Genomic DNA, 25,993 nt, shown 5'->3' with positions numbered 1-25,993 from the left:
AAATTCACCGCACTTTTTTATAGGGAGCAAACAATGGCAGAAGAAACAATTTTTAGTAAAATTATCCGTAAAGAAATTCCTGCAAATATCGTCTATCAAGATGAATTAGTCACTGCGTTTCGTGATATTTCACCACAAGCTAAAACACATATTTTGATCATTCCAAATAAAGTAATCCCAACAGTGAATGATGTGACGGAGCAAGATGAAGTAGCGCTAGGGCGATTATTTAGCGTGGCGGCTAAACTCGCTAAAGAAGAAGGTATCGCGGAAGACGGTTATCGCCTAATTGTGAATTGCAATAAACATGGTGGGCAAGAAGTATTCCATTTGCATATGCATTTAGTCGGTGGTGAACCTTTAGGTAGAATGTTAGCGAAATAATGGAAAAATATTTTTTAATTTTGGCGAGCCTTGTGCTCGCTGCTTGTTCAAGTTCAGTAGAAAACTTAACTTATTCAACGAAGCCGATTTTAAATATCACATCTAATCTTTCACCTTTAATTCAAGTTGAAACGAGTCAAAAATCAGCGCTTATAAAAAATAAAAGTCAGCAACTTTTGAATATAAGTTACTACTTATATTGGTACGATCATTTAGGGGTAACCCAAACTTGGGAAAATCAGCAAGAGAGTTATTCCGCTCAATTTTTGCTAAAACCACAAGAAGAGAAATCGATCGATTTAATTAAACCCACTGTAGAAAGTAAAAATTATCGCCTTTATTTAAAATAATTTATGAGCACGTTGTTAATTGATTTAAAAGGAAAAGAGTTGGAACAAGAGGAAGTTGAGTTACTTTCTCACCCTCTTGTTGCGGGATTGATTTTATTTACTCGAAATTTTGAAAACAGAGAACAAATTCAAGAATTAATTCTTTCTGTTCGTCAGCGAGTGAAAAAGCCTTTATTGATTACGGTTGATCAAGAAGGTGGACGAGTTCAACGTTTCCGTGATGGATTCACGATGTTGCCTTCAATGCAGGCTTTTCAAGAAACATTGTCAGCAACTGAACAAGTGAACTTCGCTAAAGAAGCAGGTTGGCAAATGGCTGCAGAAATGATTGCCTTGGATATTGACTTGAGTTTTGCGCCGGTGCTGGATTTGGGGCATGAATGTCGAGCGATTGGTGATCGCAGTTTTTCATCTGATGTAAAAAGTGCGGTAAATTTAGCAGCCGCTTTTATCGATGGTATGCATCAAGCAGGTATGGCATCTACAGGTAAACATTTCCCTGGTCATGGCCATGTATTAGCCGATTCTCATTTAGAAACCCCTTATGATGATCGCGCAAAAGACGAAATTTTTAGTGGCGATCTCCAACCTTTCCAACAGTTGATTTCACAAAATAAACTCGATGCCATTATGCCTGCGCATGTCATTTATAGACAATGTGATAGTCAACCAGCAAGCGGCTCAGAATATTGGTTGAAAGAAATCTTACGAAAACAATTAAATTTCCAAGGTGCAATTTTTTCCGATGATCTCGGTATGAAAGGCGCAGGTGTAATGGGCGATTTTTTGGAGCGTAGCAAAAAAGCACTGAATGCAGGTTGTGATCTTTTGTTACTGTGCAATGAACGTGAAGGTGTCATTCAAGTATTAGATAATCTAAAACTTAATGAAAATGAACCGCACTTTATGGCTCGTCAAGCTCGCTTACAAAATTTATTTAAACGTAGAGTGATCAAGTGGAATGACTTGGTTTTAGATCAACGTTGGAAACTGAATCACCTAAATCTCGCAGATATTCAAAGCCGTTGGCTAGAGATTCAGGCTGCAAGAAAATGATTGATTGTCGATACTATCAACAAAATAAATGTCGTTCTTGTCAATGGCTTGTCATACCCTATAGTCAGCAGCTAACTGAAAAACAACATCATTTAAAGCAGCAACTGATTTCTATTAATTGCGATGGAGCGCAATGGTTGGCTCCTTTTGAATCTGATGAACAAGGCTTTCGTAATAAAGCTAAAATGGTTGTTAGTGGCAGTGTTGAACGCCCAATACTTGGCATTTTAAAAAATCCTAATGATCCACAAAGTGCGATTGATTTGTGTGATTGTCCTCTTTATCCAACTCATTTTTCATTGATTTTTCCGGTTTTGAAGGATTTTATTGGCCGTGCTGGTTTAGTACCTTATAACATTGCTAAACAAAAAGGTGAGCTTAAATATATTTTGCTGACAGAAAGTATTGCGACGGGAAAATTAATGTTGCGCTTTGTATTGCGCACAGAAAATAAATTGCCATTAATTCGTCGAGAATTACCAAAATTATTGGAAAAATTACCGCACTTAGAAATTGTTAGTATTAATTTACAACCACAACACGCAGCCATCTTAGAAGGTGAACAAGAGATTTTTCTGACAGAACAACAATTTTTGCCTGAAAATTTCAATGGTATTCCGCTCTTTATTCGCCCACAAGGTTTCTTTCAAACCAATCCTAAAGTGGCTGCGGGATTATATGTAACTGCTCAGCAATGGGTAAGAGAATTACCAATCTATAAAGTCTGGGATTTATTTTGTGGCGTGGGGGGATTTGGCTTACATTGCGCGAAAGCTTTACAGGAAAAATGGGGAAAAAGTATAGAGTTAACTGGAATTGAAATTTCCTCATCAGCTATTTTGGCAGCGAGTCATTCCGCTAAAATATTAGGTTTAGAACATGTAAGTTTCCAATCGCTAGACGCGGCGAGTGTGATGAAAAATCAGGATGAGAATAAGCCAGATCTTGTGATTGTGAATCCACCACGTCGTGGAATTGGAAAGGAATTAAGTGAATTTCTTAACGAAATGCAATCGGACTTTATTTTATATTCTAGTTGTAATTCTGTAACAATGGGTAAAGATTTACAGTATCTCACTTTTTATAAACCATTGAAAATTCAACTTTTTGATATGTTTCCGCAAACATCTCATTATGAAGTATTAGTTCTATTACAAAGAAAAAAGAATAATTGAAGAAATATAAACAGTTTGGAGATTTGAAAGAAGGGTGGTGGAACTAAGCAGAATTGGTCTTAACAGCAAGTGGCTTACTGCACGCATCCCTGCGGGATTTCTACCTAGCCCACCATAGATTAGAAAATGCATCTTGGTGTTCTAGCTTTTGCGGCATAAAACTATGCAATAAGGTTATAAACCTTTAAAAGCCACTATATCAGGAGACCAATCCTGTCTTCCCACTATATTTGTAAGAAGTTGGATAATGATAGAATCCTTTATATTAATTGTCAATTAATGTTTTGAATATTATTTCTAATTAAACAAAAACCATCCAAATTGGTTTTGAATGGTTTTATTTTGAATAATTTATGATGAAAAATTATCTTGCGCCATATACCACGATGGTTTTTCCATGAGCATGGATAAGATTCTGATCCTCTAACATCTTAATAATACGTCCTACAGTTTCTCGTGAGCAACCAACCATTTGCCCTATTTCTTGACGTGTAATTTTGATTTGCATGCCATCAGGATGTGTCATTGCTTCAGGCTGTTTAGCTAAGTTCATTAGCGTTTGAGCAATACGGCCTGCCACATCTAAGAATGCTAAATTACTGACTTGGCGTGAAGTATTTTGTAAACGTCTTTCCAATTGTGCGGTTAAAAACATTAAGATTTCTGGGTTTGCTTGAATTAATTGACGATATTTTTTATAAGAAATCTCAGCAATTTCACATGTTGTTTTTGTTTTTACCCAAGCAGATCGTTTTGAACCTTCATCAAATAATCCAGCCTCACCAAAGAATTGTCCTGCACCCAAATAAGTGAGAATCATCTCTTTACCTTCATCATCTTTTGCTGACACCATTACAGAGCCTTTAATGACATAATAAAGTGTCGTTGCATCTTCACCTGCGTGAATTAAAGTCGATTTTGCGGGATATTTATGTAAATGGCAGTGAGTAAGAAACCAATCTAAAACTGGATCTCGTTGAGTTGTCTCTTCTTCTTGAGAGGAGGTGACAACTTCATCAATTTCGGTTAATTCATTTGACATTCGTGCTCCTTACATTCCTGTTTCAAAAATTCCGTTTTATTTTTGATGTCAATGGATTCATGCAATTCAGACCATACAATCACCGCAATTCCATTGCGAATTTGAGTCAGTAAAAGTTGTTTTTTTTGGTTGAGTGAAAGTTCTTCTATACCGTAATCGGTTCCTTCGCGTAAAATTACGCTTTCTACGATATTATCTAATGTTTCTGCTTCTAGTTCTTGCCAAGGAATAATCATATATTTACTCGGTAAAGTCAATTAGGCAAAAAGTGGCTCGATAAAACGCCATTGTTGTTCGAAAGACTGGCTTGCATTCAGACGGAAATTAGTACGAACATAGCGCATAAATTGTCCTTCACATAATGTCACTAAATGCGAGGCAATTACGCGTTCATCTACATTAAAGCCGCGTCCTTCACGCAATTTTCGCATTTGTAAAATATTGACAAACTGCATTTCAAGACGATTAAAAAATTGTGCGACTCGAACTTGTAATTGGGCGTCTTCAAACATTAATGCATGGCCCGTTAGAATTCGAGTTAACCCAGGATTTTTACGGGCAAAATCTAAGATCGTTTGTAAAATATCATGAATGCGATTCATTGTTTGGGTTTCGTTACGCATAGAAGCGGTAATACGGCTTAATAAGGTATTTTCGATGTGCTCGATTAAGGCTTCAAACATTTTTGTTTTGCTTGGAAAGTAACGATATAACGCAGCTTCTGATACCCCCACTTCTTTTGCTAGACGTGCCGTTGTCATACGCTCCATGCCACGTTCGGAATGAAGCATATGTATCAACACAGTCAGCACTTGTTGACGACGTTCTTTTACCGTTCTTTTTTCAATTTTTGGTGTTTCAATTTTAGGCGCAATCTCTTCTACGCCTGATAAAGATAATTGTTCTTCTACCATAAATTATTGTTTACCTGAATGACCGAAACCGCCTTCACCACGTTCGGTTTGTTGAAAATCTTCTACAATATTAAATTCAGCTTGTACTACTGGCACGAAAACAAGTTGAGCAATGCGATCGCCAACTTCAATTTTGAATGGTTCATTTCCACGGTTCCACATTGATACCATTAATGGCCCTTGATAATCGGAGTCAATTAATCCCACAAGGTTTCCTAGCACAATGCCGTGTTTATGGCCAAGACCCGAGCGAGGCAAAATCACTGCTGCCAAATTGGGATCTGCAATATAAATTGATAGCCCCGTCGGAATTAATTTGGTTTCACCTGGTTGAATTTCAAAGCTTTCATCGATCAAAGCTCGTAAATCAAGACCTGCCGAACCTTCAGTTGCGTAAGTTGGCAGAGGATATTCATTTCCAATGCGAGAATCTAAAATTTTTACGTCAATTTTTTTCATGTAATACTCCGTTTGAAATTCATTTTTAGGTAAAAGTGCGGTTGGAATTATAAGGTTTTTTGATAGCGTTCGATAATTTCACTGACTAAATCAGCTGCAAGTTCCACTTTTGATTTTAGCGATAATTTTTTATGGCCATTTTTCCAGAAAAGCTGCAAGGCATTTTCATCAGCGTTAAAAACTTGTCCACCAGATACATCGTTGGCACAAATCATATCAAGATTTTTGCGTTTAAGTTTATCTTCTGCATAATCATCAACATTTTGGGTTTCGGCCGCAAATCCAACAGTAAAAGGACGATGTGTTTTTAAATGTCCTACATCTGAGATAATATCGGGATTTTTAATTAACTTGATAGATATTTCATCCCCTGATTTTTTGATTTTTTGGTCAGCAACTTCAGCTACTCTGTAATCAGCAACGGCCGCACAACCAATAAAAATTTGATTTTTCACCGCACTTTCAAGAGAGGCTTGCCACATTTCTTGTGCTGAGATGACATTAATTCGATTTACATTTTTTGGTGTTGTTAAATTCACTGGCCCTGAAATCAGCGTGACGTTCGCCCCACGTTCGGCAAAGGCTTCAGCAATCGCAAATCCCATTTTCCCTGAACTATGGTTAGAAATATAACGAACGGGATCGATTGCCTCACGCGTTGGGCCTGCTGTAATGGCGATATTTAATCCTTGTAGATCTTGTTTTTGAGAGAAAAAGTCAGAAAGTGCGGTAAAAATTTCCACTGGTTCTGACATACGCCCTTTCCCCATATCGCCGCAAGCTTGAAAACCACTATTCGGGCCGATAAGCTCAATTCCACGTGTTTGAAGAGCCGTTAAATTTTGTTGAGTAATGGATTGGCGATACATCTGCTGATTCATTGCTGGGGCAAGAAAAATTGGCGCATCAGTTGCAAGACAAATTGTTGAAAGTAAATCATTCGCCATGCCGACAGTAAGACGGGCAATAAAGTCTGCACTAGCTGGAGCAATAATGATTGCATCAGCCCATTTGGCAAGTTCAATATGCCCCATTGCTAGCTCAGCTTGTGGATCAAGTAAAGATTGTGCGACAGCATTGCCTGAAATGGCTTGAAGCGTTAAAGCAGTAACAAATTCTGCCGCTGCTGGGGTTAATACTACACGTACTTCAGCTTCTGCTTTGCGTAATAAACGAATCAACTCTATTGTTTTATAGGCTGCAATACCGCCAGTTATGCCGACTACAATATGTTTTCCGTTTAATTTCATGTTTCAACCTTTGTTAGTGCTTAGCCACAATTCTGTTATTTTACTTTAATTTTATTGAATGCCCAATGCTATTTTTGCGATATATATCGCAGACTTTGTATAAGTTGCTCGTAAAACGAGAAAAGAGCGGTCACAATTTTTTCTATTTTGTGTTTAATATTTTATGGAAAACAATGATGATTTAATGCCACGGGAAAAATTGCTTAAATTTGGCGTAGAAACTCTTGCTGATTATGAATTGCTGGCGATCTTTTTACGAATTGGCATAAAAGGTTGCCCAGTCATTCAGCTTTCGAAAAATGTCTTATCACATTTTGGTTCCTTGCATGCCTTACTTTCTGCAGATGAAAAAGCCTTCTGTTCCGTGAAAGGCTTAGGCATTACGCAATTTATTCAGCTGCAAGCGATTACGGAAATGACCAAGCGTTACTTAAAGCAAGAGATGTTAAGTACACCGATTATTAATGATCCTGAAACGGTAAAACTTTTTTTACTCACTGAATTGCAACATGAGGAAAGAGAAGTGTTTATGGTTTTATTTTTGGATAATCAACATCGTCTGATTAAAAAAGAGCGGTTATTTTTAGGTACTATTAATGTATCTGCGGTTTATCCTCGGGAAATAATTAAAGAGGCACTTTATTGTAATGCGGCTGCTTTAATTTTGGCGCATAATCATCCTTCGGGTATAACGGAGCCGAGTTATTCGGATCAGCTTATTACTAAAAAAATTCAGGAGTCAGCAGAACTAATGGAAATCAGAGTGCTTGATCACCTAATTGTCGGAAAAACAGATTGCTATTCTTTTGCAGAGAACTTTTTATTATAAATTTTTATAATGTTGACCATTTTTTTACCGATTACATTCAGGAAAATCGCATTTGCACTTGAGAAATGAAAACAAAGCCAGTATAATTTGCGACCTTTAATATAGTAAGCGGGTCGGATTAGCGCGACCTGACGAGGTAGCAAGCTGGTTTTAACTAGCTTTAAACAATCCGAACCGTAAGCTCGAGCTTATATTTAATTATTGGAGATTATTATGTCTAGAGTTTGTCAAGTAACAGGCAAGCGTCCAGCTGTGGGTAATAACCGCTCACACGCGATGAATGCGACACGTCGTCGTTTTCTTCCAAACCTTCATACTCACCGTTTCTGGGTTGAAAGTGAAAACCGTTTCGTAACCTTACGTTTAACTGCGAAAGGTATGCGTATTATTGATAAAAAAGGCATTGATGCAGTATTAGCTGAAATCCGTGCTCGTGGCGAAAAAATCTAAGGAGCTAAAAAATGGCAGCTAAAGGCGCTCGTGAGAAAATCCGTTTAGTTTCTACTGCAGAGACCGGTCACTTCTACACAACTGATAAAAACAAACGTAATATGCCTGAAAAAATGGAAATCAAAAAATTTGATCCAGTAGTGCGTAAACACGTTATCTATAAAGAAGCAAAAATCAAATAATTTTGCTTATTTAGAAAAAGCCCGAACATTGTTCGGGTTTTTTTGTATCCCTGATTTATTAAGGAACAAATCATGCCTGAACTTCCCGAAGTCGAAACTGCACTACGCGGTATTAGCCCTTATCTTAAGAATTTTACGATTGAGAAAGTTGTTGTGCGCCAGCCTAAATTGCGCTGGACCGTATCAGAGGAATTGATAACGCTAAAAAATGTAAAAATTGTCGATCTCACTCGTCGAGCAAAATATTTGATTATTCAAACGGAAAAAGGCTATATCATCGGGCATTTGGGCATGTCAGGTTCGGTGCGAATTGTGCCACAGGATAGTGCAATAGATAAACATGACCATATTGATATTGTAATGAACAATGGCAAATTATTACGTTATAACGATCCTCGTCGTTTCGGTGCGTGGTTGTGGACGGAGAATTTAGATGACTTTCATCTTTTCTTAAAGCTAGGGCCTGAACCGCTTTCTGATGAATTTAATGCCGAGTATTTATTCAAAAAATCTCGTCAAAAATCAACCGCACTTAAAACCTTCTTGATGGATAACGCAGTGGTAGTGGGTGTTGGTAATATTTATGCGAATGAAAGTTTGTTTATTTGTGGTATTCATCCACTTAAACTCGCTAAAAATCTGACCCGCAATCAATGTATTTCCTTAGTGAACACGATTAAAGATGTTTTGAGAAAAGCCATTATTCAAGGTGGAACGACACTTAAAGATTTCTTACAGCCAGATGGGCGCCCAGGATATTTTGCACAAGAATTATTGGTATATGGCAATAAAGACAAACCTTGTCCGAAGTGCGGTACAAAAATTGAAAGTTTAGTGATAGGGCAGCGTAATAGTTTCTTTTGCCCGAAATGTCAGAATATGGGCTAGGGTGAGTTGGTTTTCGATGGAAAAGAGAGATGAAAATAGCGGTCAGAAACGACCGCTATTTTTAATTTACTGGAAATTCTTCAATGACAACAGGAAGTTGTAAAATTTTTCCTAATCGTAGAATGGTGACGAGAACTTTTGAATTAGGTTTTGTATTTGCGATAATTTGCATCATTTCTCGGGCTGAAATACCTTCTTGATTATTTAATTTCAAAATCACATCTCCAACTTGAATACCTGATTTCGCAGCTGGGCTGTTCGGGCTTACGCCTGTAATCACTATGCCTTCTTCATTACTTGAACTAATATCACTTTGCACGCCAAAATAACCTCGGATAACACGCCCATCTCGTATAATTTTCTGTAAAACATCATTTGCAATATCCATTGGAATGGCAAAATTTAGTCCTTCTGCTATTTCATTGGCGGTTTTACCAATACTAAGGGTACTGATTCCAACCAATTCCCCTGCAGAATTAATTAATGCGCCACCTGAGTTGCCGCGGTTAATTGAAGCATCGGTTTGGATAAAGTTTTGTCTGCCAACAGAATCACCTACCGCATTACGTCCCACTGCGCTAATAATACCTTGAGACACGCTTTGCCCTAAGTTGTAGGGATTACCAATTGCTAATACCACATCACCTACATGAGCTTGACGATCTGAATTTTGTGGAATAGTTGAAAGATTATTAGCACGAATTTTGAGAACAGCGAGATCGGTGAGATTATCTGAACCAACAAGACTAGCCTCAAAAATATTTCCATTTTGTAACGCTACTACAATTTGATCCGCATTTTGGATAACGTGTTTATTAGTCAGAATATAGCCATCTTTACTCATGATCACGCCAGAACCTAAGTTATTCACTTGTAGCTGATCATTATCATTAATGCTGGCGGAAGAAAAAGAGCGGTTATAAACATTCACTACCGCAGGTGAGGCAATACGCACCGCATTTTTGAACGATACAATATCGTCTGAAGTGAAAATATTGCTGTTATTCAGTCTTGGAACCGCAAACAAAATCACGCCCGCAGCAGCCAAGCCCCAAAGTGCGGAATGGAAAAGTTTTTTTAGCATTTAGATTCCTTTCGGTGTGTAAGTTAATTTTATATCGTCACCGATTTGTTCTAATTCATTAAGCTGCCATAATGGTGCATCGGCAAGTTTAGTTAAATTCGGTAATTGGCATAGACCACGAGCATTGTCGCCAAGTAATTTTGGCGCAATGTAAATAATCAATTCATCGACTAATTTCGCATCAATTAAACTGCCCGCTAAATTTGCTCCAGATTCTACCCAAAGGGTATTTATTTGGCGTTTTCCCAGTTCTTGCATTAATTCTTTTAGTAAATTTTCTTTTGGAAGAATAATTTGTTCGCAGAAATCAGGAAAGCCTGCTAAATCTCGCGGTTCATTAGAAACTAACCAAACGGGAGAATGAGTTAAAAAAAGTTTATGAGTCGGCTGAATGCGATGTTGTGAATCTAAAATGACACGTACAGGCTGACGAAGATCTTCTTTTTTATATTCTGTTTTAAGATTTTCAGGAAATTCATTCCAGCGTACATTAAGGCTTGGATCATCTGCAACGACTGTCGCAGAAGTGGATAAAAGTGCGGATGATTTTGCTCGCATTTTTTGTACGTCCGAACGAGAATCAGGGCCCGTAATCCATTTACTTTCTCCACTTGCCATTGCTGTTCGTCCATCTAAACTCATTGCAAGTTTGAGTTGAACAAAAGGCATACCTTGACGCATTCGTTTTAAAAAGCCTTTATTTATTTTTTCCGCTTGAGCGTGCAATAAATTCACCGCACTTTCGATGCCTACATCAGACAACATTTTTAAGCCTTTCCCTGCTACTTGGGGATTTGGGTCTTGCATCGCAGCAATGACTTTCACTACGCCAGCCTCGATTAATCCTAATGCACAGGGTGGGGTGCGACCATAATGAGCGCAGGGCTCTAAGGTGACGTAAGCGGTTGATCCTTTGGCATTTTCGCCAGCTTGAGCTAAGGCAACGCGTTCAGCATGAGGCTGTCCAGCCTTAAAATGAAAGCCTTCCCCCACAATTTCACCATTTTTTACCAATACGCATCCTACCGATGGATTCGGTGTGGTGGTATATTGTCCTTTGGCGGCTAAATCCAAGGCGCGTTGCATAAATTTGTGATCTTGTGCGGAAAATTCGCTCATGGTTAATCCTTTAAGTTCTCAATTTCTTTGGTGAATTGATTAATGTTATCGAAACTCAAATAGACCGATGCAAAACGAATATAAGCCACTTTATCGAGTTTTTTTAACTCATTCATCGCGAGTTTTCCAACCAGTTTACTTGGTACTTCACGTTCACCCGTCGCGCGTAATTGAAAAATTATATGGTTAATTGCTTGTTCAACATCATCCGCACTTACAGGGCGTTTTTCCAACGCATGCTGAATACCACTGCGTAATTTATCTTCATTGAACGGCTCTCGAGTGCCGTCAGTTTTAATAATTTTTGGTACGATTAATTCGGCTGTTTCAAAGGTAGTAAAACGTTCATGACAATGACCGCACTCACGACGGCGGCGAACTTGATAGCCATCCGATACCAAACGGCTATCAATTACCTTGGTTTCTTCTGTAAAACAAAATGGACAGCGCATAGAAAATTCTCCGTAAAAAAGGGCAGTTATCTTAGCAAAAAATCGGTTCTTTGACGATTAGCTTTATGCCTTTCTTGTTTTCTTTTGTACGAATAATAAGCCAAACCAATCTTTTGTTTGTTTTAATAATTTTTTAATATTTTCAGGTTGTTCAAATTTTGAGGTCTGCGCCAATATGCGTGACCAATATGGATCAGCTTTTGCCCCGAAAGCATTACTTTCAGTTAATTCCTGAAGTTTTTCAGAAACAGAATTTCCATCACTCACAATAAAATCACTTATATTTCTTACTGTTGGCACCAATTGAATTTCTATTTGGCTTTGTAAATAATCTTTTACGTAAATTTTTAATTGAGCGAGCGCTACTTCACGCTCAATAGGCGGTAATTCGATAACTTGATCTTGTGTAATTAATTTTGGTGGTACCGCATTTTCTTGTGTGACACATTGAATCAAATAATAAATCCAAGGACGGATACAATAGCGATCTTTGTATTTCGCAAAATGCCACTGAATCACCTGTGAATCATCGCCAAATAAAGCGTCCATATAACCAAATAGACGAATTTCTTGATTTTCATTTTGCCAATCTACGGCAATATTAAAATCTATAGAAGCCTGTTTAGGCTCGCCAAGATCGGCTATTTTCTCTTTAAATTCTAGAACATTGTCGCGAATATTTTCAGCATAAACCTTTCCAAACTCGGCGCGAGGTAACACGCCTTTTACTTCTGCTTGTCTAAAATAATCAGCAAAATTTTGTTCATCAAGGTAAATTAAGTCATTATTGAGAGAATAATTATCTAACCCACTTAAGGTGAAGTTTTCACTGTCGGCAATACGATCATCTTCATCACGGAAATAGACACCGAGTTGTTTTTCAAAGAAAAATTTCACTGGGTTTTCAACAAAGCTAACTAAACGATCCAGTTCAATTTCTTCGATTTTTTCTGGGTTTTCTGTCATGGTAACGGCAAATTCTGAATTGTTAGCAGCCGTGTCAAATTGCGCGATTGGCAACCATTTTGTCGCAAAAGAGCGGGTGAATTTCTCGTTATATTTGAAATTATCTGGGCTAAATGCCGTCATTGGATGCTCAATCACCGTAAGGGGATTTTCGCTTTTCCCTTGATTAATATAATCCATGAGTTGGCTTACCAATACAGAAGGTTCTTTCGGTTGATTATCTGTAATGGAACGCCCAACATAGCTGATATAGCAATAATCACGTGCTGCCAATAAGGCTTCTAAGAACAAATAGCGATCATCATCACGGCGCACACGGTCGCCTTTTTGATGGTGATATTGCATTAAATCAAAACTGTTTGGTGTTTGTGTTCTAGGGTAATCTGCATCATTCATTCCAAGTAAACAAACTACTTTGAATGGCACAGAACGCATTGGTAATAAGGTGCAGAAGTTTACTTTTCCTGCGAGGAATTTGAGGCTATTTGGCGCATCTTCCAATTTCATTGTGATGACATCGGCAATCACATCTGCTTGTAATTCTTCAGTAAAATGGAGCGTTTTTAGATGCTCAGCTAATTCATTAATTTTCTCTTGAATATAGAAAATTGTGTCGCTTGAGTTTTCATTTTGAGCGAAGAAATTTGATAAAAGTGCGGTTAAAATATCTTGCCATTTTTCGATGGAATGTGCTTGTTGCAGCGTTTCATGTAGGGTGGAAAGTGCGGTGAAAAAGTGAGATAAATTTCCAGCAAGTTCACCTTTTAAGCCATAGCTGCTGTTTAACCCCAAACTATCTTGCCAAATGCCGTGTTCTTCACGCATCGCATAGCCTAAAATCATTCGTTCTAATCCAGCCTGCCAAGAATTGAAATTGATGCCATCTTGATTTTTTTGCAGACCGAAACGAATCCCTGAATCCGCCACCCATTCTCGCACTAATGGCAAATCAGCAAGGGAAATATTAAATCGTTCGCGCATCGCAGGAATATCCAACAACGCTAAGACATCTTCTGCACTAAAATTACTTTCTTTTAAGCGTAATAAAGTTAAGTAACTTGATACCAACACATCGCTTTCTGAAAGTTTATTATCTGAAAGTGAAAATGGAATTTGTGGCGCTTCCCCATTTTTTTGCCCGAAAACAGCCTGAATATAAGGCGTGTATTGGTTTATATCTGCCACCATCACAACCACATCTTTTGGCGTAAGGTTAGGATCTTGATTAAATAAATCCAGTAAATAATCGTGCAATACTTCCACTTCCCGCATAGCACTGTGGCAAGAATGTAAGGTTAAAGTGCGGTCATTTTTTGCGATATTTAGCGGTTTATTTTCTAAATGCAGAATTTGAGACTGCAATTGTCCAAGCAAACTGTTCGATTTAATTTCTTGATAGGCATTGATGGGATAAGTTGGAATATATTCTTCATCTCGCACCAAGGTGTAAAGGAAATCTCGCCCCATTTTTCCCCAAGCAGCCAGTAACGGATTTCCTACTTGAAGGTTTTCTTTTTGATAAGTGATATCAAATCGAGCGTTTTCTAGTTGAGAAAGTTGATCTTCGGAAAAGAGCGGTTGATTTTCATCTTGTTTATTGAATTGATAACGATTGCGAGAACGCAAATAATCGAGGCGTAAATCGCTAATATCTCCCCAATACTCTTGGCAGGGATTATTAAAAAATAGATGAATATCTACTTCTGATGACATGGCTTGCAAAATATTGAGATAAGCAGTTGGAAGCGCAGGAATACCAAAAATAAATATGCGTGAAGGTAATTTTTTCGGTGCTTTTTTATCGGCAAGCAAGGCTAAGAACTGATTATGCAAAGCCGCTCGATGTGTGGCATCACCAACCTCTGATTTAACATCGACGACCAATGCACGCCATAACTCACCTTGCCATTTTGTATTGCCTTGAATTTGCGCAAACAAAGTATCGTTTAGGTTAGGCTGTTGTTTTTGTATTTGCGCAGTGATTTGTTCATCTTCGTCTTTTTCCCAAGCAAAAATCCATTCTGGCCGATACACTAAATATTGGTCAAATAAATCAGCAATTTTGCTGCTGAGTTGATAAAGTTTGTATTGTTCAGAATGAGGCGATGATGCTAAATAATTGCGTAAAGGCAAAAAATTTTCTTTCTCGAGAAAAGTCGGGATTAAGCGTATTAAACGCCACATCATTGAATCTTTATCAAAAGGGTTTTCCAATGCCGTTGCGGGTAAATTTTGAGCATAAAGCTGCCAAATAAAACTTGCTGGCATAGGAAATTTGAGGTTCGCTGAAATGCCAGTTTCTTTCGCTAATTCAATTTGCAGCCATTGCGCCATACCTGGGCTTTGCACCAAAATAATATCTTGCTGAAAAGGATCTTCCGGAGGTAACGATTTGAATAGGGACGAAAGAATTTCTTTTTGTTTTTCAAGCTGATTAGAATAATAAACAATGAACACAATGGCGACCTTTTGATGATTTAATCTAGAAAAAGACAAGGCCATTCTACTTAGTTTTTATCGAAATTTCACCCATCGGATAACGCACAATGATGCGTTCGTTTCCACATTGAACACGAAAAGTTAAGTCATTTTGTTGTATCAAGTGTTCACAAGCTAACCCTAAAAATTGGCGTTGAGCTTGATTCTCCGCAATCTGTATCGCCTGAAAATCTTGATAAGTTTTCACCGCACTTTTTCTTTGGCTTGCCGTCCATTGATTGAAAGCAATAAATAAAACGCTAAATAAAGCCAAAGAAAATAATAGGGTAGTGAGCGACATGCCTTTATTCATCCGTAACATTAAAATCACTCCAACTTTTTTCAGCCAACTGCCATTGGCTATATTGTTGCACTAAGGTTGTTACAACCGGTTTGCCATAGGCTAAAGTTACCCCATCTAAAGTTAAATTCCCGTTGGTAATCACCGCGCCACTAATCCTCCCTTTGCCCGTTAGTTTTAAATCTCCCTCCGCAATTAATACGGCAGACACGGTGCCATTAATTTCAATTTCCGCTTGTGAATCTGAAAACCAATAAAGTTGAGGTGTTTTATTCGCGTTTAAAATTCTGGGCGGAGAAGAAAAGTGCGGTCGAAACTCAGTGAGTTTTTCTGTGTGAATAAAATCTTTCAATGCACCCTGATTATCGCCTCTCGTAGGCGATTTTTTAAATAGACTTATTCTTTCACACCAAAGAAAATATTGAATTGCATCGGTGGCACCATCAAGCGTGATGCTGATTTGCTTTACACTTTCATTATTATTTAACGGTAAATCAAGGCAGGCAGTTTGTTTTTTCTCCTCTGTCATGTTTTGCAGTTGTAATGTTCTTTCCACATAGTGTTTTCGTTGATTTTGTTGCGCACGAAAAAAACTTAAATAGCTGTCATCCAACAATAAGATTACGGTTAATAAACCTGAAATAAAAATCAGAATAGTCAGCGTGATAATGCCTTTTTGTATTGTCATTATTTTTGATTCCGTTATTTTTGATTCCATAGTGCAACAACAAGGGATGTTTCATAACTGATATTTGGGGTTTGTTTTAAATTTCCTTTTAGCTTGATTTCTAATCCTTTGCCTTCGATTAACCAATTAAATTGTAGGGTAGTGACTTCGTATTCATTGTTATCTAATAAATCTGTCCAACCGCCCCCAGCGTTACAAGCGGTTTGTTGAAAAGCGCGCTTACAAGTTTCTGCAGTGCAATTAGTTGGAATAACACTTTGATAAGTTAGTTTGGTTTTTATCATTTTGTTACTCACTTTATAACCGAATAATTCTTCTGTACTGTTTTTAGATGTATTTTTCCCATTTTTCATACAGGTTTTCGGCGAATCTTTGCCAATACACCCATTTTTATTTAAATCATAAAAGAACAACACGCAGCTATTAAGTGGGGCGTTATCTTCTTGACTAATGAAAATGGCTGTGCCTTGTTCATCTAATTCAAATAAAGATAAATTGCTTTCTGTTCCTTTTGTATTTAATGCTCTAAATCCCAATCGCCGAAGATCTTTACCAATGAGCTGTAATGTTCGTTGTAATTCTGCTTGTAGTTTTAAATGCAATAACATATGTTGATTTTGCGTTTGAATTTGCACATAAAAATGCGAAATGCTTAGCAATAATAAAGACGACAATGCTAGTGAAATCATCAGTGCTAATAGGGTTTGCCCTTTTAATAATGTTTTCATGATTGATTGCATGCACTAGCCGCTTGATTGGTTTTCAAACGGATACTGCCAACATTGAAAAATGAAAATAATGTACGTTCATTTTCCGCTTGCAGAATAAAGCAACGAGTAACACTGGTATTACGCGCACCATAAAACCTTGTGATTTCTTTGGGGTAAATATAATGGCTTTGAATCATCGTTTTTTTAGGAAAATAAGGATAGTAAAAATGAGCATAGGCCTCTTTTGGGCAGTTTGTTGGGTTTAAGCAATCACAAGTTTGATCATTTTTTACTTGTGCTGTTAAGCACCATTGCTGTGTCGCAAGGTTACGATTGATAAGTAAAAACCACACTTCCGATGAATTTTCTGCACGAGCCTGAATTTGGCGTAGAAATAAATACAGGCGATGTTGCTCTTTGGCTAAAATCGTTTTAGGTGAATCCGTTTGCCATAATGGCACGGCAAAACTCAGCGCAATGCTGATAATGGCTAACCCAATCAATAATTCCACTAATGTCACACCTTTCTGCATAAAACTCTCCAATTTTCTACCGCACTTTAATGGTAAATAATTAATGGAAAAATCCCTTCATGCTATTTTTGCGATCTGCATCGCAAAATTTCCCAAATACATAGGAAAAACAACACTTTTATGATTTTCAACTGGTTATTTTTGCAAATCTCGCTATAATGGCGCGGAATTTTTCTGTTCTTTAAAATCTGGTGGAAATATGAATCCAATGTTAAATATCGCAATTCGTGCGGCACGAAAAGCGGGCAATGTGATTGCTAAAAATTATGAACGCCGTGATGCTATCGAAAGCACACAAAAAGGTATTAATGATTATGTGACAAACGTTGATAAAGCGGCAGAAGCAGAAATCATTGAAATTATTCGTAAATCTTATCCTGAGCACACCATCATCAGTGAAGAAACGGGTGCGCTTGAAGGCAAAGATAGCGATGTACAATGGGTGATTGATCCACTAGATGGTACCCGTAATTTTATGACGGGCCTTCCTCATTTTGCCGTGTCTATCGCAATTCGTGTAAAAAATCGTACTGAAGTTGGGGTTGTTTACGATCCAATCCGTAATGAATTATTTACCGCTGTGCGTGGTGAAGGCGCAAAATTAAACGAAGTACGTTTACGCGTAGATAGTAAACGTGAAATTCAAGGTTCAATTTTAGCGACCGGTTTCCCATTCAAACAACCAAAATTAATGCCAACTCAATTTGCAATGATGAATGCCTTAATTGAAGATGCTGCAGATTTCCGTCGCACTGGTTCTGCAGCATTGGATTTATGCTATGTGGCGTCAAACCGTATTGATGGTTATTTTGAAATGGGCTTAAAAGCATGGGATTGTGCCGCTGGCGATTTAATCGTGCGTGAAGCGGGTGGTTTAGTCTGTGATTTTGATGCAGGTAACGGCTACTTACGCAGCGGCAATATCATTGCCGCACCATCACGCGTAATAAAAGAAATGTTAAATAAAATTCGCCCTTGTTTAGGTGCTGAATTTAATCATTAATTTTTATAAGCACAATAGCACCTATCAAGGTGCTATTTTTAATTTTATTAATGAAACATACTTGATTAGCGACTTTATCTGCGCATCAACGAAAAAAACGACGACATTATGCTTCCAGAACTTGGCTTTTTCCTTCTTTTACTCGCAACAGCTAGCGCGTTTTTTCTTGCGTTAGTGCCTCAACTTGGGTTATTCAAAAAAAATTCGACTTTAATTAATGCTGCTTGGCCGCTTAGTTATATTTTTACCCTTGCGACGACGTTCTCAATTGGTTTGCTTGCTTATTCTTTTGCGGTGGATGATTTCACTCTTGAATATGTAGCGGCACATTCTAATTCCCAATTACCTACATTTTTTAAAGTAGCTGCCACTTGGGGCGGACATGAAGGTTCAATGTTGTTTTGGTTATTTTCATTGAGTTTATGGCTTGCTGCTTTTGCTTTTTTTAATCGAAAAAATGACCGCACTTTTTCCGCTCAATCTTTATCTTTATTGGGATTGATTTGCTTTGGTTTTGCGGTGTTTATTTTATTTTATTCCAATCCATTTGGACGCATTTTCCCTGCTCCCACAGAAGGGCGCGATCTCAATCCAATGTTGCAAGATGTGGGATTAATTTTCCATCCGCCCTTATTATATGTTGGCTATGTGGGCTTTGCGGTAAATTTTGCAATGAGTTTGAGTGCGTTGATTTATAACCAATCTGCACGACAAATTGCCCGCTCAATGCGTGGATGGGTGTTGGTTTCTTGGTTATTTTTAACCATTGGCATTGTGCTTGGTGCTTGGTGGGCATATTACGAGCTAGGCTGGGGCGGTTGGTGGTTCTGGGATCCCGTAGAAAATGCGTCTTTAATGCCTTGGTTGCTTGGTTTGGCGTTATTGCACAGTTTAATGGCGACGGAAAAACAAGGCGTATTTAGTTATTGGACTACACTTTTTTCTTTGCTTGCTTTTGCCTTTAGCGTATTAGGCACGTTTATTGTTCGTTCTGGTGCACTCACTTCTGTGCACGCTTTTGCATTAGATAACACGCGCGGTTATGTGTTGTTATTAATTTTCTTTGTTTTGACAGCGTTAGCCTTTGGTTTATTCGCTTTACGAGCGGGAAGTTCATCAGAAAGTGCGGTGAAATTTCAGTTCGTTTCTAAATCGGGTGGCATTTTATTACTGAATATTTTGCTGACCATTGCGACGGTTTCTACCTTTTTAGGTACCTTTTACCCGATGTTATTCCAAGCGATGAATTGGGGCTCAATTTCGGTGGGAAGTCCTTATTTTAATAGTATTTTCTTCCCCATTATTACGGCGATTTTAATCTTAATGGTAATTGTGCTTAGCATACGTAAGGAGCAATTTGATCGCACATTATTGATACGTTGTGGGTGGTTGCTTATTCCGTCTTTGATTCTTGCAGGCCTAATGATTTGGCAACAGCTACGCCATAATTCTGCGTTGAATTTTCACGCTTTCGCCTTTGTGTTATTAACTCTTGCGATTTGGCTTTTATTCGTCACGTTATGGCAAAATTGGCGACAAATTCGTTTGTCTCAATTTGGGATGATTTTAGCACACTGTGGCGTGGCGATTGTGACTATTGGTGCGGTGATGACTGGGTATTTTGGCAGTGAAATTGGTGTGCGTTTAGCACCGCAACAAAGTCAAACGTTAGGGCAATATGAATTTCATTATCGCCAATTTTCTAATGAAATTGGGCCAAATTTTACGGCAGAAGTCGCCTTTTTTGACGTAACTAAAAATGGTAAACCTTATGCAGAAATTATCCCAGAACGCCGTTATTACGATGTACGAACAATGACAATGAGTGAAGTGGGGCTTGATGGTGGTTTTTGGGGCGATTTATATATTGTGATGGGCGATTCTCTCGGCAAAGGGGAATTTACTTTCCGCTTACATTATAAACCACTGATTCGTTGGCTTTGGGCGGGCGGTATTTTAATGGCCTTTGGCGCACTTTTTAGCGTTTTCGGATTACGCAGAAAACAGGAAAAATAATGAACAAAAAACTTATCTTTTTTACACCGCTCTTTGTGCTTTTAGGCGTGTGTATATTATTAATTGCAGGGTTAAATCAAGATCCGAAAAAAATTGCGTCGGCTTTAATTGATAAACCGGTTCCAGAGTTTTATCAGGCTAATTTACATGAGCCATCACAAATCGTAAGCCCGAAAGATTTTCCTAAACAGCCATTTTTATTAAATGTGTGGGGCAGTTGGTGTGGTTATTGCAAAGAAGAACATCCGCTGTTAATTGAGATTGCAAAAACATTGCCTATTGTGGGTATAGATTATCGCGACAATTCGCAAAATGGCATTGAAATGCTCAAGCGAATGGGCAATCCGTTTGTCTTAAACATTGATGATAGTCATGGGGAATTGGGATTAAAATTAGGCGTAGATGGCGCACCAGAAACTTATCTTGTGGATGAAAATGGTGTGATTCGTTATCGCCATTCTGGTTTACTGGATAAAGAAACTTGGCAAACGGTATTTTTGCCAAAAATTGAAGCATTGAAGAACAAATGAAAAGCCTATTAGATATTTTTACTCAAGTTCAAAAAACATTTGTTTTTGCAACCGCACTTTTATTTGCATTTTCCTTATTCGCCCAAGCGGAAATGGTGGATACCTATCAATTTCAAAATCAAGATGATCGTACTCGCGCCGTAGAGTTGGCAAAATCTTTACGCTGTCCACAATGTCAAAACCAAAATTTGGTGGAATCTAATTCGCCTATTGCTTATGACTTGCGTCTTGAAGTGTACAAAATGGTGGATGAGGGCAAAAGTAATCAGCAAATTATCGATCAAATGACGGCTAGATTTGGTGATTTTGTGAATTACAAACCGCCATTCAAATGGAATACCGCATTGTTGTGGCTATTGCCAGTCGCTCTTTTAATTTTAGCTGCAGCATTGCTTTATTTCTCAAATAGGAAAAAATCGTCCCTATCTTCAGTCGAGCAGAGAAGCGTGTTGGAAAAAGAACAGAGATATTTTTCTGTTAATGCTGAGTCTCATTCGGATTCTAAGCAAAAGGAACAAAAGACAGATTCCTTTGGGAAAAGTAATCATAAACTTTCTTTTGTGATTTTCTTTTTATTAATGGCTATTCCAACCGCTTATTATTTTTCTCTTGATCGTTTTAGTCGTGTTCAACAAGGTGAGCAATCGATGATTGAGCAACATAATCAAAATGTTGAAATGAATGATGAACATAAAAATGAAAATGTGATTGAGAAGATCCAAAATAAACTGCGTACTGATCCAAATAATGCGGAAACTTGGCTTCAACTAGGGGAAGCCTATGTGCAAAATAATGAATTTGATAGTGCACTTGTAGCTTATTCTAATGCAGAAAAAATATCAGGCAGTAAACCTAATATTTTAGGCTTGGCAGCCACCGCACTTTATTATCAAGCAGGTCAGCAAGTGACAGCAAAAGTCGAGCAACTTTTGAATGAAGCTTTGACAAAAGATAAAAATGAAGTATCTAGCCTTTCTTTGTTGGCGACAATTGCCTTAGAAAATCGTCAATATCCACAAGCCAGTGCGTATTTACAGCAATTATTAGATTCAGGTAATGCGGCAGTGGATCGTCGTTCAGTTATTCAACGAATGAAGATGTTGGATTTTTTACAACGTGGTGAAAAAGGGCAAAATCCGTGAGCCAATATTCTGAAAACATTATTATTGGTGCAGGTGCGGCAGGATTATTTTGTGCTGCACAATTGGCTAAATTAGGCAAGTCGGTGACAGTTTTCGACAACGGCAAAAAAATCGGACGTAAGATTTTGATGTCGGGCGGTGGATTTTGTAATTTCACCAATTTAGAGGTTACGCCAGCTCATTACCTTTCGCAAAATCCTCATTTCGTCAAATCGGCACTGGCTCGTTATACCAACTGGGATTTTATTTCTCTTGTCGCGGAGCAGGGGATTGCTTATCACGAAAAGGAATTGGGGCAATTATTTTGCGATGAGGGCGCAGAACAAATCGTTGAAATGCTGAAATCTGAATGCGATAAATATGGCGCTAAGATTTTATTGCGTAGCGAAGTTTCTCAAGTTGAACGGATTCAAAATGATGAAAAAGTGCGGTTTGTTTTACAGATAAATTCAACCCAATGGCAATGTAAAAATTTGATTGTCGCCACAGGTGGGCTTTCTATGCCAGGGCTTGGCGCAACGCCATTTGGCTATCAAATTGCAGAACAATTTTCCATTCCCGTTATTCCTCCACGAGCGAGTTTGGTGCCTTTTACGTATCGAGAAACAGATAAATTTTTAACCGCACTTTCAGGTATTAGTTTGCCAGTTACGATCACAGCGCAGAGCGGAAAATCTTTTTATAACCAGCTTTTGTTTACCCATCGTGGTATTTCAGGCCCTGCGGTATTGCAAATTTCCAATTATTGGCAGCCCACTGAGTCTGTAGAAATTGATTTATTACCGAACCACAATGTGGAAGAGGAAATTAATCAAGCAAAACAACATTCACCAAAACAAATGTTGAAAACCATCTTGGTTCGATTACTTCCGAAAAAATTGGTTGAACTTTGGATTGAACAAGGCCTTGTGCAAGATGAAGTTATCGCTAACATCAGTAAAGTGCGGGTAAAAAATCTAGTGGATTTTATTCATCACTGGGAATTTACCCCAAATGGCACAGAGGGCTACCGTACAGCAGAAGTGACAATGGGCGGTGTGGATACTAAAGTAATTTCTTCTAAAACAATGGAAAGTAACCAAGTAAGCGGTTTGTATTTTATTGGTGAAGTGCTGGATGTGACGGGCTGGCTAGGCGGCTATAATTTCCAATGGGCGTGGAGCTCGGCTTATGCTTGTTCACAAGGAATTAGTGAAAAATAGAAGGGGTGTAGAAAATACGTTAGAATTCTTTTAATTAAATCATAAAATAAGGAAGTAAAATATCAAAAAAACTCCCATTACATGTAGCCACAGTAGGCTTTTATTTACGCTCACAAGTATTAAAAGAGGCTCGTTTAAAATTTGCATCAAGTGAAATTTCTCGTGAACAATTAACTGAGATTGAAGATCAAGCAATTACAAAGTTATTCCAAGCATCAGTTAGATGCAGGTATCAAAATCATCTATTTATTGAGCATTTTAAGAAATTGAATGCTATTGTTGGTGATCGTGGCATAGTTAAATACACCATCCCTAGTCCCAATCAATTAATGTATCTTATCCAGTGGGATGCGGGTATTTATACTACACGCGAAGAAATCGCTAAAGAGGTTTGGGGCGAAGATTAATTTGATTTTATTGGTAGATAATAAATGGCTCCTTACGGAGCCATTTATTAACGCTGAATTAAGTAACGCAATTTTGTTCCATCTTGCTCTACACTTAGCAGTGTATAGCCATGATTTTTAGTATCAATAGGAATGTTGTTGATAGATTGTGCGCAATCGCTTAATAGTTCTAAAATTTCACCTTTTTGTAATTGTGGCATGGTTTCTAACATTACAATAGCGGGGTAAGGGCAGGGTTCGCCTAACGTATCTAATGTATAATCGGGTGAAATGTCTTTTGGATCTTTATCTAATTTTTGAACAATAGTAAATGCCATGATTATGCTCCTTTTGGTTAATTACATCCACAGCCAGTTTGTGCGGTTATTTGAGATTTTGCTTTGGCTAAGAAACGACGTTCCCACCAGACTACGGCAATTAAACATAAAATTAATAAACCGTAATTCACAAGTAAGCCACCTACGGGCCCGAAAGATTTTAGTAAATTAAGTTTTTCGTAATCAAGTGCTAAAACAGGAGCGATATCATCCCAAACATAGGCGAGATAAGTTGATCCGACTACGTTACCTAAGCCAACCCACATAAAGTGTACTTGACCTTCCATTGAGCGATACATCCAACCTGTTTCACAACCACCAGCGAGCACAATACCAAAGCCGAATAATAAACCGCCAATAATAGCATTGGGACCAGCCCACATAATTTTAGGTGAGACGCCAAGTTGAACGTAGCTAAATACACCAATTGTGCCCACTAATATTCCAAAAATAATAGCTTTTGCCATATAAGCACGCCCAGTTACCCATAAGTCACGGAAAGCTGAGGTAAAACAAATTTGAGCTCGTTCAATTAATAACCCGAAAGCCAAACCACAAAGCATAGCAAAACCAAGCTTAATAGATTGAGTCATTACATAAAGTGAAGCAATAAGATAAGCAAAAAATACAACCATACCAATCCAAAAACGGTGTTGTGCTTGTTTAGGATCTGTTTCTTTTATTTTCGCTGCACCTTTTTTCAGTTCTAATTTAACGCGAAATATTGGTAGTAATGTGACTTTTACACCAGCATAAGTACCTATTGCTGTTGCGATAGTGAAGAACCAAGCGTGTACCGAAAATTGTGGGATACCTGTAAAAAGTGAAGCTAAATTACATCCCATTGCTAAACGTGCACCAAATCCTGCTAATGCACCTCCAATTAAAGCCTGAACAATCCGACGTTTATGTGGTTGGTTGCGCCATTTTACATTATTTGCCCAAAGTGCCGCAGAAATACAACCTGCAAACATGCCTAAGATCATGACACCATCAACACGTGAGAAGATATTACCTTGCATTCCTATGATTTTGTAGTAACTCCATTCAGATACATCAACGCCTAACGCTTGTAATGCATGCCCTCCCCACCGAGTAAATTCCCCTGTAACAGCCCAATAAGTGCCTGTTACCCCAAAGTAATAAGCGGAAAGCAAACCCGCTGCAGTCACTGCAACAATCGGATTCCAGTATTTAATTAAATAATTTTGTTTAAATTGTAGCCAAATCTCTTTCATAAGATAACCTAAATTTATTGAAAAGAAAGATTTGCAAGAAAGGTATAAATAATGAATACAGTGAAAAAAGAAGTGCCCATTTTCCTATACACAAAACTTGCGATATAAGACAAATGAAATTTGTCAGGTAAAATAATAACATTATTTTAACAATAAAGGCAAAACCTTTATAGCTTTGCCTTTATAAATATCATATTTTTCGATTAAAGAATATCTAATAATTCTACTTCAAATACGAGTGTTGAGAATGGCGGAATTGATGCGCCAGCGCCACGTTCACCGTAGGCAAGTTCGTGTGGAATAGTGAGTTTCCATTTAGAACCAACAGGCATCATTTGTAATGCTTCAACCCAACCACGGATGACGCCATTTACAGGAAATTCAGCTGGTGTGCCACGAGCAACAGAGCTGTCGAATACGGTGCCATCTGGTAATGTACCTGTGTAGTGTACACGCACTTTATCTGTTGCAGCTGGTTTTGCGCCATTGCCTTCTGTCATGATTTCATATTGCAAACCGCTATCGGTTACGTTTACGCCCGCTTTTTTCGCATTTTCTTCTAAGAATTTTTTGCCTTCTTCTTCAATGGCTTTAAATTGCGCTTGTTGTGCTTCAGTTGCTTGTTGTTGAAGCGCCTGAACCGAATGCATTAATTCATTGATGTCTAATGCAGGTTGATTATGATTTAACGCGTCAAAAATGCCTTTTGCCACTGCTTCAACGGTGATTTCCATTTGGCTATCGGCTAATTGTTGGCCAATTTGCAAACCAATACCGTAGCTACCTTTTTCAGAAACGCTTTCTAATTTTACTTGTTCAAAATTCATT

Annotated in this window: 29 protein-coding genes and 1 pseudogene; 14 read left to right on the top strand and 16 right to left on the bottom strand. The window is 38.1% G+C overall.

From position 1 onward, the window contains the following. Positions 1–33: 33 nt before the first annotated feature. From hinT to rlmC, 4 genes are read left to right on the top strand one after another with little or no spacing between them, the layout of a single operon-like run. Positions 34–384: a purine nucleoside phosphoramidase gene (gene hinT / locus DV424_RS03570; protein WP_065249363.1), complete on the top strand. Its 351-nt coding sequence runs from the start codon at positions 34–36 to the stop codon at positions 382–384. Beyond that, on the top strand, positions 384–734 hold the full coding sequence (locus DV424_RS03565) for a YcfL family putative periplasmic lipoprotein (RefSeq protein WP_118859098.1): 351 nt from the start codon (positions 384–386) through the stop codon (positions 732–734). Before hinT ends, DV424_RS03565 begins: the two co-directional genes overlap by 1 nt. A 3-nt stretch (positions 735–737) precedes the next feature. Beyond that, the gene (gene nagZ, locus DV424_RS03560; RefSeq protein ID WP_118859097.1) at positions 738–1,790 is read left to right on the top strand and encodes a beta-N-acetylhexosaminidase; all 1,053 of its coding nucleotides are present in this window, start codon (positions 738–740) and stop codon (positions 1,788–1,790) included. Continuing rightward, positions 1,787–2,965 carry a 23S rRNA (uracil(747)-C(5))-methyltransferase RlmC gene (gene rlmC, locus DV424_RS03555; protein WP_118859096.1) on the top strand — a complete coding sequence of 393 codons (1,179 nt, stop codon included), beginning with the start codon at positions 1,787–1,789 and terminating at the stop codon, positions 2,963–2,965. The genes nagZ and rlmC overlap by 4 nt, the downstream gene beginning before the upstream one ends. A 364-nt stretch (positions 2,966–3,329) precedes the next feature. Here the strand turns inward: rlmC and crp are convergent, their stop codons facing one another. The 5 genes from crp to coaBC are packed head-to-tail and all read right to left on the bottom strand — an operon-like array spanning position 3,330 to position 6,630. After that, positions 3,330–4,007 (bottom strand): cAMP-activated global transcriptional regulator CRP, encoded by a 678-nt coding sequence (gene crp / locus DV424_RS03550; protein WP_118859095.1) that lies wholly within the window; start codon positions 4,005–4,007, stop codon positions 3,330–3,332. Then, positions 3,992–4,243 (bottom strand): YheU family protein, encoded by a 252-nt coding sequence (locus DV424_RS03545; protein ID WP_005631427.1) that lies wholly within the window; start codon positions 4,241–4,243, stop codon positions 3,992–3,994. The genes crp and DV424_RS03545 overlap by 16 nt, the downstream gene beginning before the upstream one ends. Positions 4,244–4,264: 21 nt before the next feature. Continuing rightward, entirely contained in the window at positions 4,265–4,921 is a 657-nt protein-coding gene (gene slmA / locus DV424_RS03540) for a nucleoid occlusion factor SlmA (RefSeq protein ID WP_118803193.1), read from the bottom strand. 3 nt (positions 4,922–4,924) lie between these two features. Next, entirely contained in the window at positions 4,925–5,380 is a 456-nt protein-coding gene (dut, locus tag DV424_RS03535) for a dUTP diphosphatase (RefSeq protein WP_118859094.1), read from the bottom strand. A 47-nt stretch (positions 5,381–5,427) separates the two neighbouring features. After that, positions 5,428–6,630, bottom strand: coding sequence for a bifunctional phosphopantothenoylcysteine decarboxylase/phosphopantothenate--cysteine ligase CoaBC (coaBC, locus tag DV424_RS03530; protein ID WP_118859093.1), 1,203 nt, complete (start codon positions 6,628–6,630; stop codon positions 5,428–5,430). A 163-nt stretch (positions 6,631–6,793) separates the two neighbouring features. Here coaBC and radC point away from each other — a divergent pair, with 163 nt between their 5' ends. The 4 genes from radC to mutM all read left to right on the top strand — a co-directional run bounded on the left by radC (position 6,794) and on the right by mutM (position 8,979). After that, entirely contained in the window at positions 6,794–7,459 is a 666-nt protein-coding gene (gene radC, locus DV424_RS03525) for a RadC family protein (RefSeq protein ID WP_118859092.1), read from the top strand. Between the two features lie 213 nt (positions 7,460–7,672). Continuing rightward, entirely contained in the window at positions 7,673–7,909 is a 237-nt protein-coding gene (rpmB, locus tag DV424_RS03520) for a 50S ribosomal protein L28 (protein WP_005542826.1), read from the top strand. 11 nt (positions 7,910–7,920) lie between these two features. Continuing rightward, positions 7,921–8,091: a 50S ribosomal protein L33 gene (rpmG, locus tag DV424_RS03515; RefSeq protein ID WP_005613503.1), complete on the top strand. Its 171-nt coding sequence runs from the start codon at positions 7,921–7,923 to the stop codon at positions 8,089–8,091. Between the two features lie 72 nt (positions 8,092–8,163). Continuing rightward, positions 8,164–8,979 (top strand): DNA-formamidopyrimidine glycosylase, encoded by an 816-nt coding sequence (gene mutM, locus DV424_RS03510; RefSeq protein WP_118859091.1) that lies wholly within the window; start codon positions 8,164–8,166, stop codon positions 8,977–8,979. Between the two features lie 61 nt (positions 8,980–9,040). Here mutM and degS read toward each other — a convergent pair whose 3' ends face one another. The 8 genes from degS to DV424_RS03470 all read right to left on the bottom strand — a co-directional run bounded on the left by degS (position 9,041) and on the right by DV424_RS03470 (position 17,310). After that, entirely contained in the window at positions 9,041–10,063 is a 1,023-nt protein-coding gene (gene degS, locus DV424_RS03505; protein ID WP_118859090.1) for an outer membrane-stress sensor serine endopeptidase DegS, read from the bottom strand. Further along, positions 10,064–11,182: a bifunctional diaminohydroxyphosphoribosylaminopyrimidine deaminase/5-amino-6-(5-phosphoribosylamino)uracil reductase RibD gene (gene ribD, locus DV424_RS03500; protein ID WP_118859089.1), complete on the bottom strand. Its 1,119-nt coding sequence runs from the start codon at positions 11,180–11,182 to the stop codon at positions 10,064–10,066. It lies immediately after the preceding gene. Positions 11,183–11,184: 2 nt separating this feature from the next. After that, on the bottom strand, positions 11,185–11,634 hold the full coding sequence (nrdR, locus tag DV424_RS03495; protein ID WP_046949673.1) for a transcriptional regulator NrdR: 450 nt from the start codon (positions 11,632–11,634) through the stop codon (positions 11,185–11,187). 63 nt (positions 11,635–11,697) lie between these two features. After that, positions 11,698–15,057 carry an exodeoxyribonuclease V subunit gamma gene (gene recC, locus DV424_RS03490; protein WP_118859164.1) on the bottom strand — a complete coding sequence of 1,120 codons (3,360 nt, stop codon included), beginning with the start codon at positions 15,055–15,057 and terminating at the stop codon, positions 11,698–11,700. Between the two features lie 46 nt (positions 15,058–15,103). Next, the gene (locus tag DV424_RS03485) at positions 15,104–15,391 is read right to left on the bottom strand and encodes a DUF5374 domain-containing protein (protein WP_192880644.1); all 288 of its coding nucleotides are present in this window, start codon (positions 15,389–15,391) and stop codon (positions 15,104–15,106) included. Next, positions 15,384–16,067: a DUF2572 family protein gene (locus tag DV424_RS03480; protein ID WP_118859087.1), complete on the bottom strand. Its 684-nt coding sequence runs from the start codon at positions 16,065–16,067 to the stop codon at positions 15,384–15,386. The genes DV424_RS03485 and DV424_RS03480 overlap by 8 nt, the downstream gene beginning before the upstream one ends. A gap of 14 nt (positions 16,068–16,081) precedes the next feature. Further along, the gene (locus DV424_RS03475) at positions 16,082–16,798 is read right to left on the bottom strand and encodes a PulJ/GspJ family protein (RefSeq protein ID WP_032825077.1); all 717 of its coding nucleotides are present in this window, start codon (positions 16,796–16,798) and stop codon (positions 16,082–16,084) included. Then, entirely contained in the window at positions 16,792–17,310 is a 519-nt protein-coding gene (locus DV424_RS03470; RefSeq protein WP_005645912.1) for a type II secretion system protein, read from the bottom strand. Before DV424_RS03470 ends, DV424_RS03475 begins: the two co-directional genes overlap by 7 nt. A 199-nt stretch (positions 17,311–17,509) precedes the next feature. Between DV424_RS03470 and suhB the strand changes: the two genes are divergently transcribed. From suhB to DV424_RS09045, 6 genes and pseudogenes are all read left to right on the top strand, one after another. Further along, complete coding sequence (suhB, locus tag DV424_RS03465) at positions 17,510–18,313, top strand: inositol-1-monophosphatase (protein ID WP_118859086.1); 804 nt, start codon at positions 17,510–17,512, stop codon at positions 18,311–18,313. Between the two features lie 108 nt (positions 18,314–18,421). Further along, entirely contained in the window at positions 18,422–20,329 is a 1,908-nt protein-coding gene (gene nrfE, locus DV424_RS03460) for a heme lyase NrfEFG subunit NrfE (RefSeq protein WP_118859085.1), read from the top strand. Further along, positions 20,329–20,859, top strand: a complete 531-nt coding sequence (locus DV424_RS03455) for a DsbE family thiol:disulfide interchange protein (protein WP_118859084.1) — start codon at positions 20,329–20,331, stop codon at positions 20,857–20,859. Before nrfE ends, DV424_RS03455 begins: the two co-directional genes overlap by 1 nt. Further along, a complete protein-coding gene (gene nrfF / locus DV424_RS03450) occupies positions 20,856–22,001 on the top strand; it encodes a heme lyase NrfEFG subunit NrfF (protein WP_118859083.1) in 1,146 nt (381 codons plus the stop codon). Before DV424_RS03455 ends, nrfF begins: the two co-directional genes overlap by 4 nt. Further along, on the top strand, positions 21,998–23,203 hold the full coding sequence (locus DV424_RS03445) for a BaiN/RdsA family NAD(P)/FAD-dependent oxidoreductase (protein WP_118859082.1): 1,206 nt from the start codon (positions 21,998–22,000) through the stop codon (positions 23,201–23,203). Before nrfF ends, DV424_RS03445 begins: the two co-directional genes overlap by 4 nt. Before the next feature lie 59 nt (positions 23,204–23,262). Next, a pseudogene (locus DV424_RS09045) lies at positions 23,263–23,595 on the top strand (5-methyltetrahydropteroyltriglutamate--homocysteine S-methyltransferase); the annotation flags it as partial. A 62-nt stretch (positions 23,596–23,657) separates the two neighbouring features. Here the strand turns inward: DV424_RS09045 and yedF are convergent. The 3 genes from yedF to DV424_RS03425 all read right to left on the bottom strand — a co-directional run bounded on the left by yedF (position 23,658) and on the right by DV424_RS03425 (position 25,992). Further along, positions 23,658–23,927, bottom strand: a complete 270-nt coding sequence (gene yedF / locus DV424_RS03435) for a sulfurtransferase-like selenium metabolism protein YedF (protein ID WP_005627337.1) — start codon at positions 23,925–23,927, stop codon at positions 23,658–23,660. A 17-nt stretch (positions 23,928–23,944) separates the two neighbouring features. After that, on the bottom strand, positions 23,945–25,165 hold the full coding sequence (gene yedE / locus DV424_RS03430; protein WP_118859081.1) for a selenium metabolism membrane protein YedE/FdhT: 1,221 nt from the start codon (positions 25,163–25,165) through the stop codon (positions 23,945–23,947). A gap of 203 nt (positions 25,166–25,368) precedes the next feature. Beyond that, positions 25,369–25,992 carry a BamJ family beta-barrel-assembly machinery protein gene (locus DV424_RS03425; RefSeq protein ID WP_118859080.1) on the bottom strand — a complete coding sequence of 208 codons (624 nt, stop codon included), beginning with the start codon at positions 25,990–25,992 and terminating at the stop codon, positions 25,369–25,371. Between the last annotated feature and the right edge of the window lies 1 nt (position 25,993).

Origin of the sequence: Haemophilus haemolyticus (genome assembly GCF_003493605.1) — a bacterium.
Classification (GTDB): Bacteria; Pseudomonadota; Gammaproteobacteria; order Enterobacterales; family Pasteurellaceae; genus Haemophilus; species Haemophilus haemolyticus_J.
Note: the sequence above shows the minus strand (reverse complement) of the source record. Positions and strands in the feature narration are given on the sequence as shown.

What these genes read in the sequence shown, in the direction of transcription:
- dut (WP_118859094.1), bottom strand. Translation starts at nt 5,380, where the DNA reads ATGAAAAAAATTGACGTAAAAATTTTAGATTCTCGCATTGGAAATGAA.
- rpmB (WP_005542826.1), top strand. Translation starts at nt 7,673, where the DNA reads ATGTCTAGAGTTTGTCAAGTAACAGGCAAGCGTCCAGCTGTGGGTAAT.
- nagZ (WP_118859097.1), top strand. Translation starts at nt 738, where the DNA reads ATGAGCACGTTGTTAATTGATTTAAAAGGAAAAGAGTTGGAACAAGAG.
- hinT (WP_065249363.1), top strand. Translation starts at nt 34, where the DNA reads ATGGCAGAAGAAACAATTTTTAGTAAAATTATCCGTAAAGAAATTCCT.
- nrdR (WP_046949673.1), bottom strand. Translation starts at nt 11,634, where the DNA reads ATGCGCTGTCCATTTTGTTTTACAGAAGAAACCAAGGTAATTGATAGC.
- ribD (WP_118859089.1), bottom strand. Translation starts at nt 11,182, where the DNA reads ATGAGCGAATTTTCCGCACAAGATCACAAATTTATGCAACGCGCCTTG.
- DV424_RS03455 (WP_118859084.1), top strand. Translation starts at nt 20,329, where the DNA reads ATGAACAAAAAACTTATCTTTTTTACACCGCTCTTTGTGCTTTTAGGC.
- coaBC (WP_118859093.1), bottom strand. Translation starts at nt 6,630, where the DNA reads ATGAAATTAAACGGAAAACATATTGTAGTCGGCATAACTGGCGGTATT.
- rpmG (WP_005613503.1), top strand. Translation starts at nt 7,921, where the DNA reads ATGGCAGCTAAAGGCGCTCGTGAGAAAATCCGTTTAGTTTCTACTGCA.
- nrfE (WP_118859085.1), top strand. Translation starts at nt 18,422, where the DNA reads ATGCTTCCAGAACTTGGCTTTTTCCTTCTTTTACTCGCAACAGCTAGC.
- yedF (WP_005627337.1), bottom strand. Translation starts at nt 23,927, where the DNA reads ATGGCATTTACTATTGTTCAAAAATTAGATAAAGATCCAAAAGACATT.
- DV424_RS03485 (WP_192880644.1), bottom strand. Translation starts at nt 15,391, where the DNA reads ATGAATAAAGGCATGTCGCTCACTACCCTATTATTTTCTTTGGCTTTA.
- DV424_RS03480 (WP_118859087.1), bottom strand. Translation starts at nt 16,067, where the DNA reads ATGACAATACAAAAAGGCATTATCACGCTGACTATTCTGATTTTTATT.
- suhB (WP_118859086.1), top strand. Translation starts at nt 17,510, where the DNA reads ATGAATCCAATGTTAAATATCGCAATTCGTGCGGCACGAAAAGCGGGC.
- slmA (WP_118803193.1), bottom strand. Translation starts at nt 4,921, where the DNA reads ATGGTAGAAGAACAATTATCTTTATCAGGCGTAGAAGAGATTGCGCCT.
- nrfF (WP_118859083.1), top strand. Translation starts at nt 20,856, where the DNA reads ATGAAAAGCCTATTAGATATTTTTACTCAAGTTCAAAAAACATTTGTT.
- DV424_RS03545 (WP_005631427.1), bottom strand. Translation starts at nt 4,243, where the DNA reads ATGATTATTCCTTGGCAAGAACTAGAAGCAGAAACATTAGATAATATC.
- rlmC (WP_118859096.1), top strand. Translation starts at nt 1,787, where the DNA reads ATGATTGATTGTCGATACTATCAACAAAATAAATGTCGTTCTTGTCAA.
- degS (WP_118859090.1), bottom strand. Translation starts at nt 10,063, where the DNA reads ATGCTAAAAAAACTTTTCCATTCCGCACTTTGGGGCTTGGCTGCTGCG.
- DV424_RS03425 (WP_118859080.1), bottom strand. Translation starts at nt 25,992, where the DNA reads ATGAATTTTGAACAAGTAAAATTAGAAAGCGTTTCTGAAAAAGGTAGC.
- crp (WP_118859095.1), bottom strand. Translation starts at nt 4,007, where the DNA reads ATGTCAAATGAATTAACCGAAATTGATGAAGTTGTCACCTCCTCTCAA.
- yedE (WP_118859081.1), bottom strand. Translation starts at nt 25,165, where the DNA reads ATGAAAGAGATTTGGCTACAATTTAAACAAAATTATTTAATTAAATAC.
- DV424_RS03470 (WP_005645912.1), bottom strand. Translation starts at nt 17,310, where the DNA reads ATGCAGAAAGGTGTGACATTAGTGGAATTATTGATTGGGTTAGCCATT.
- DV424_RS03565 (WP_118859098.1), top strand. Translation starts at nt 384, where the DNA reads ATGGAAAAATATTTTTTAATTTTGGCGAGCCTTGTGCTCGCTGCTTGT.
- mutM (WP_118859091.1), top strand. Translation starts at nt 8,164, where the DNA reads ATGCCTGAACTTCCCGAAGTCGAAACTGCACTACGCGGTATTAGCCCT.
- radC (WP_118859092.1), top strand. Translation starts at nt 6,794, where the DNA reads ATGGAAAACAATGATGATTTAATGCCACGGGAAAAATTGCTTAAATTT.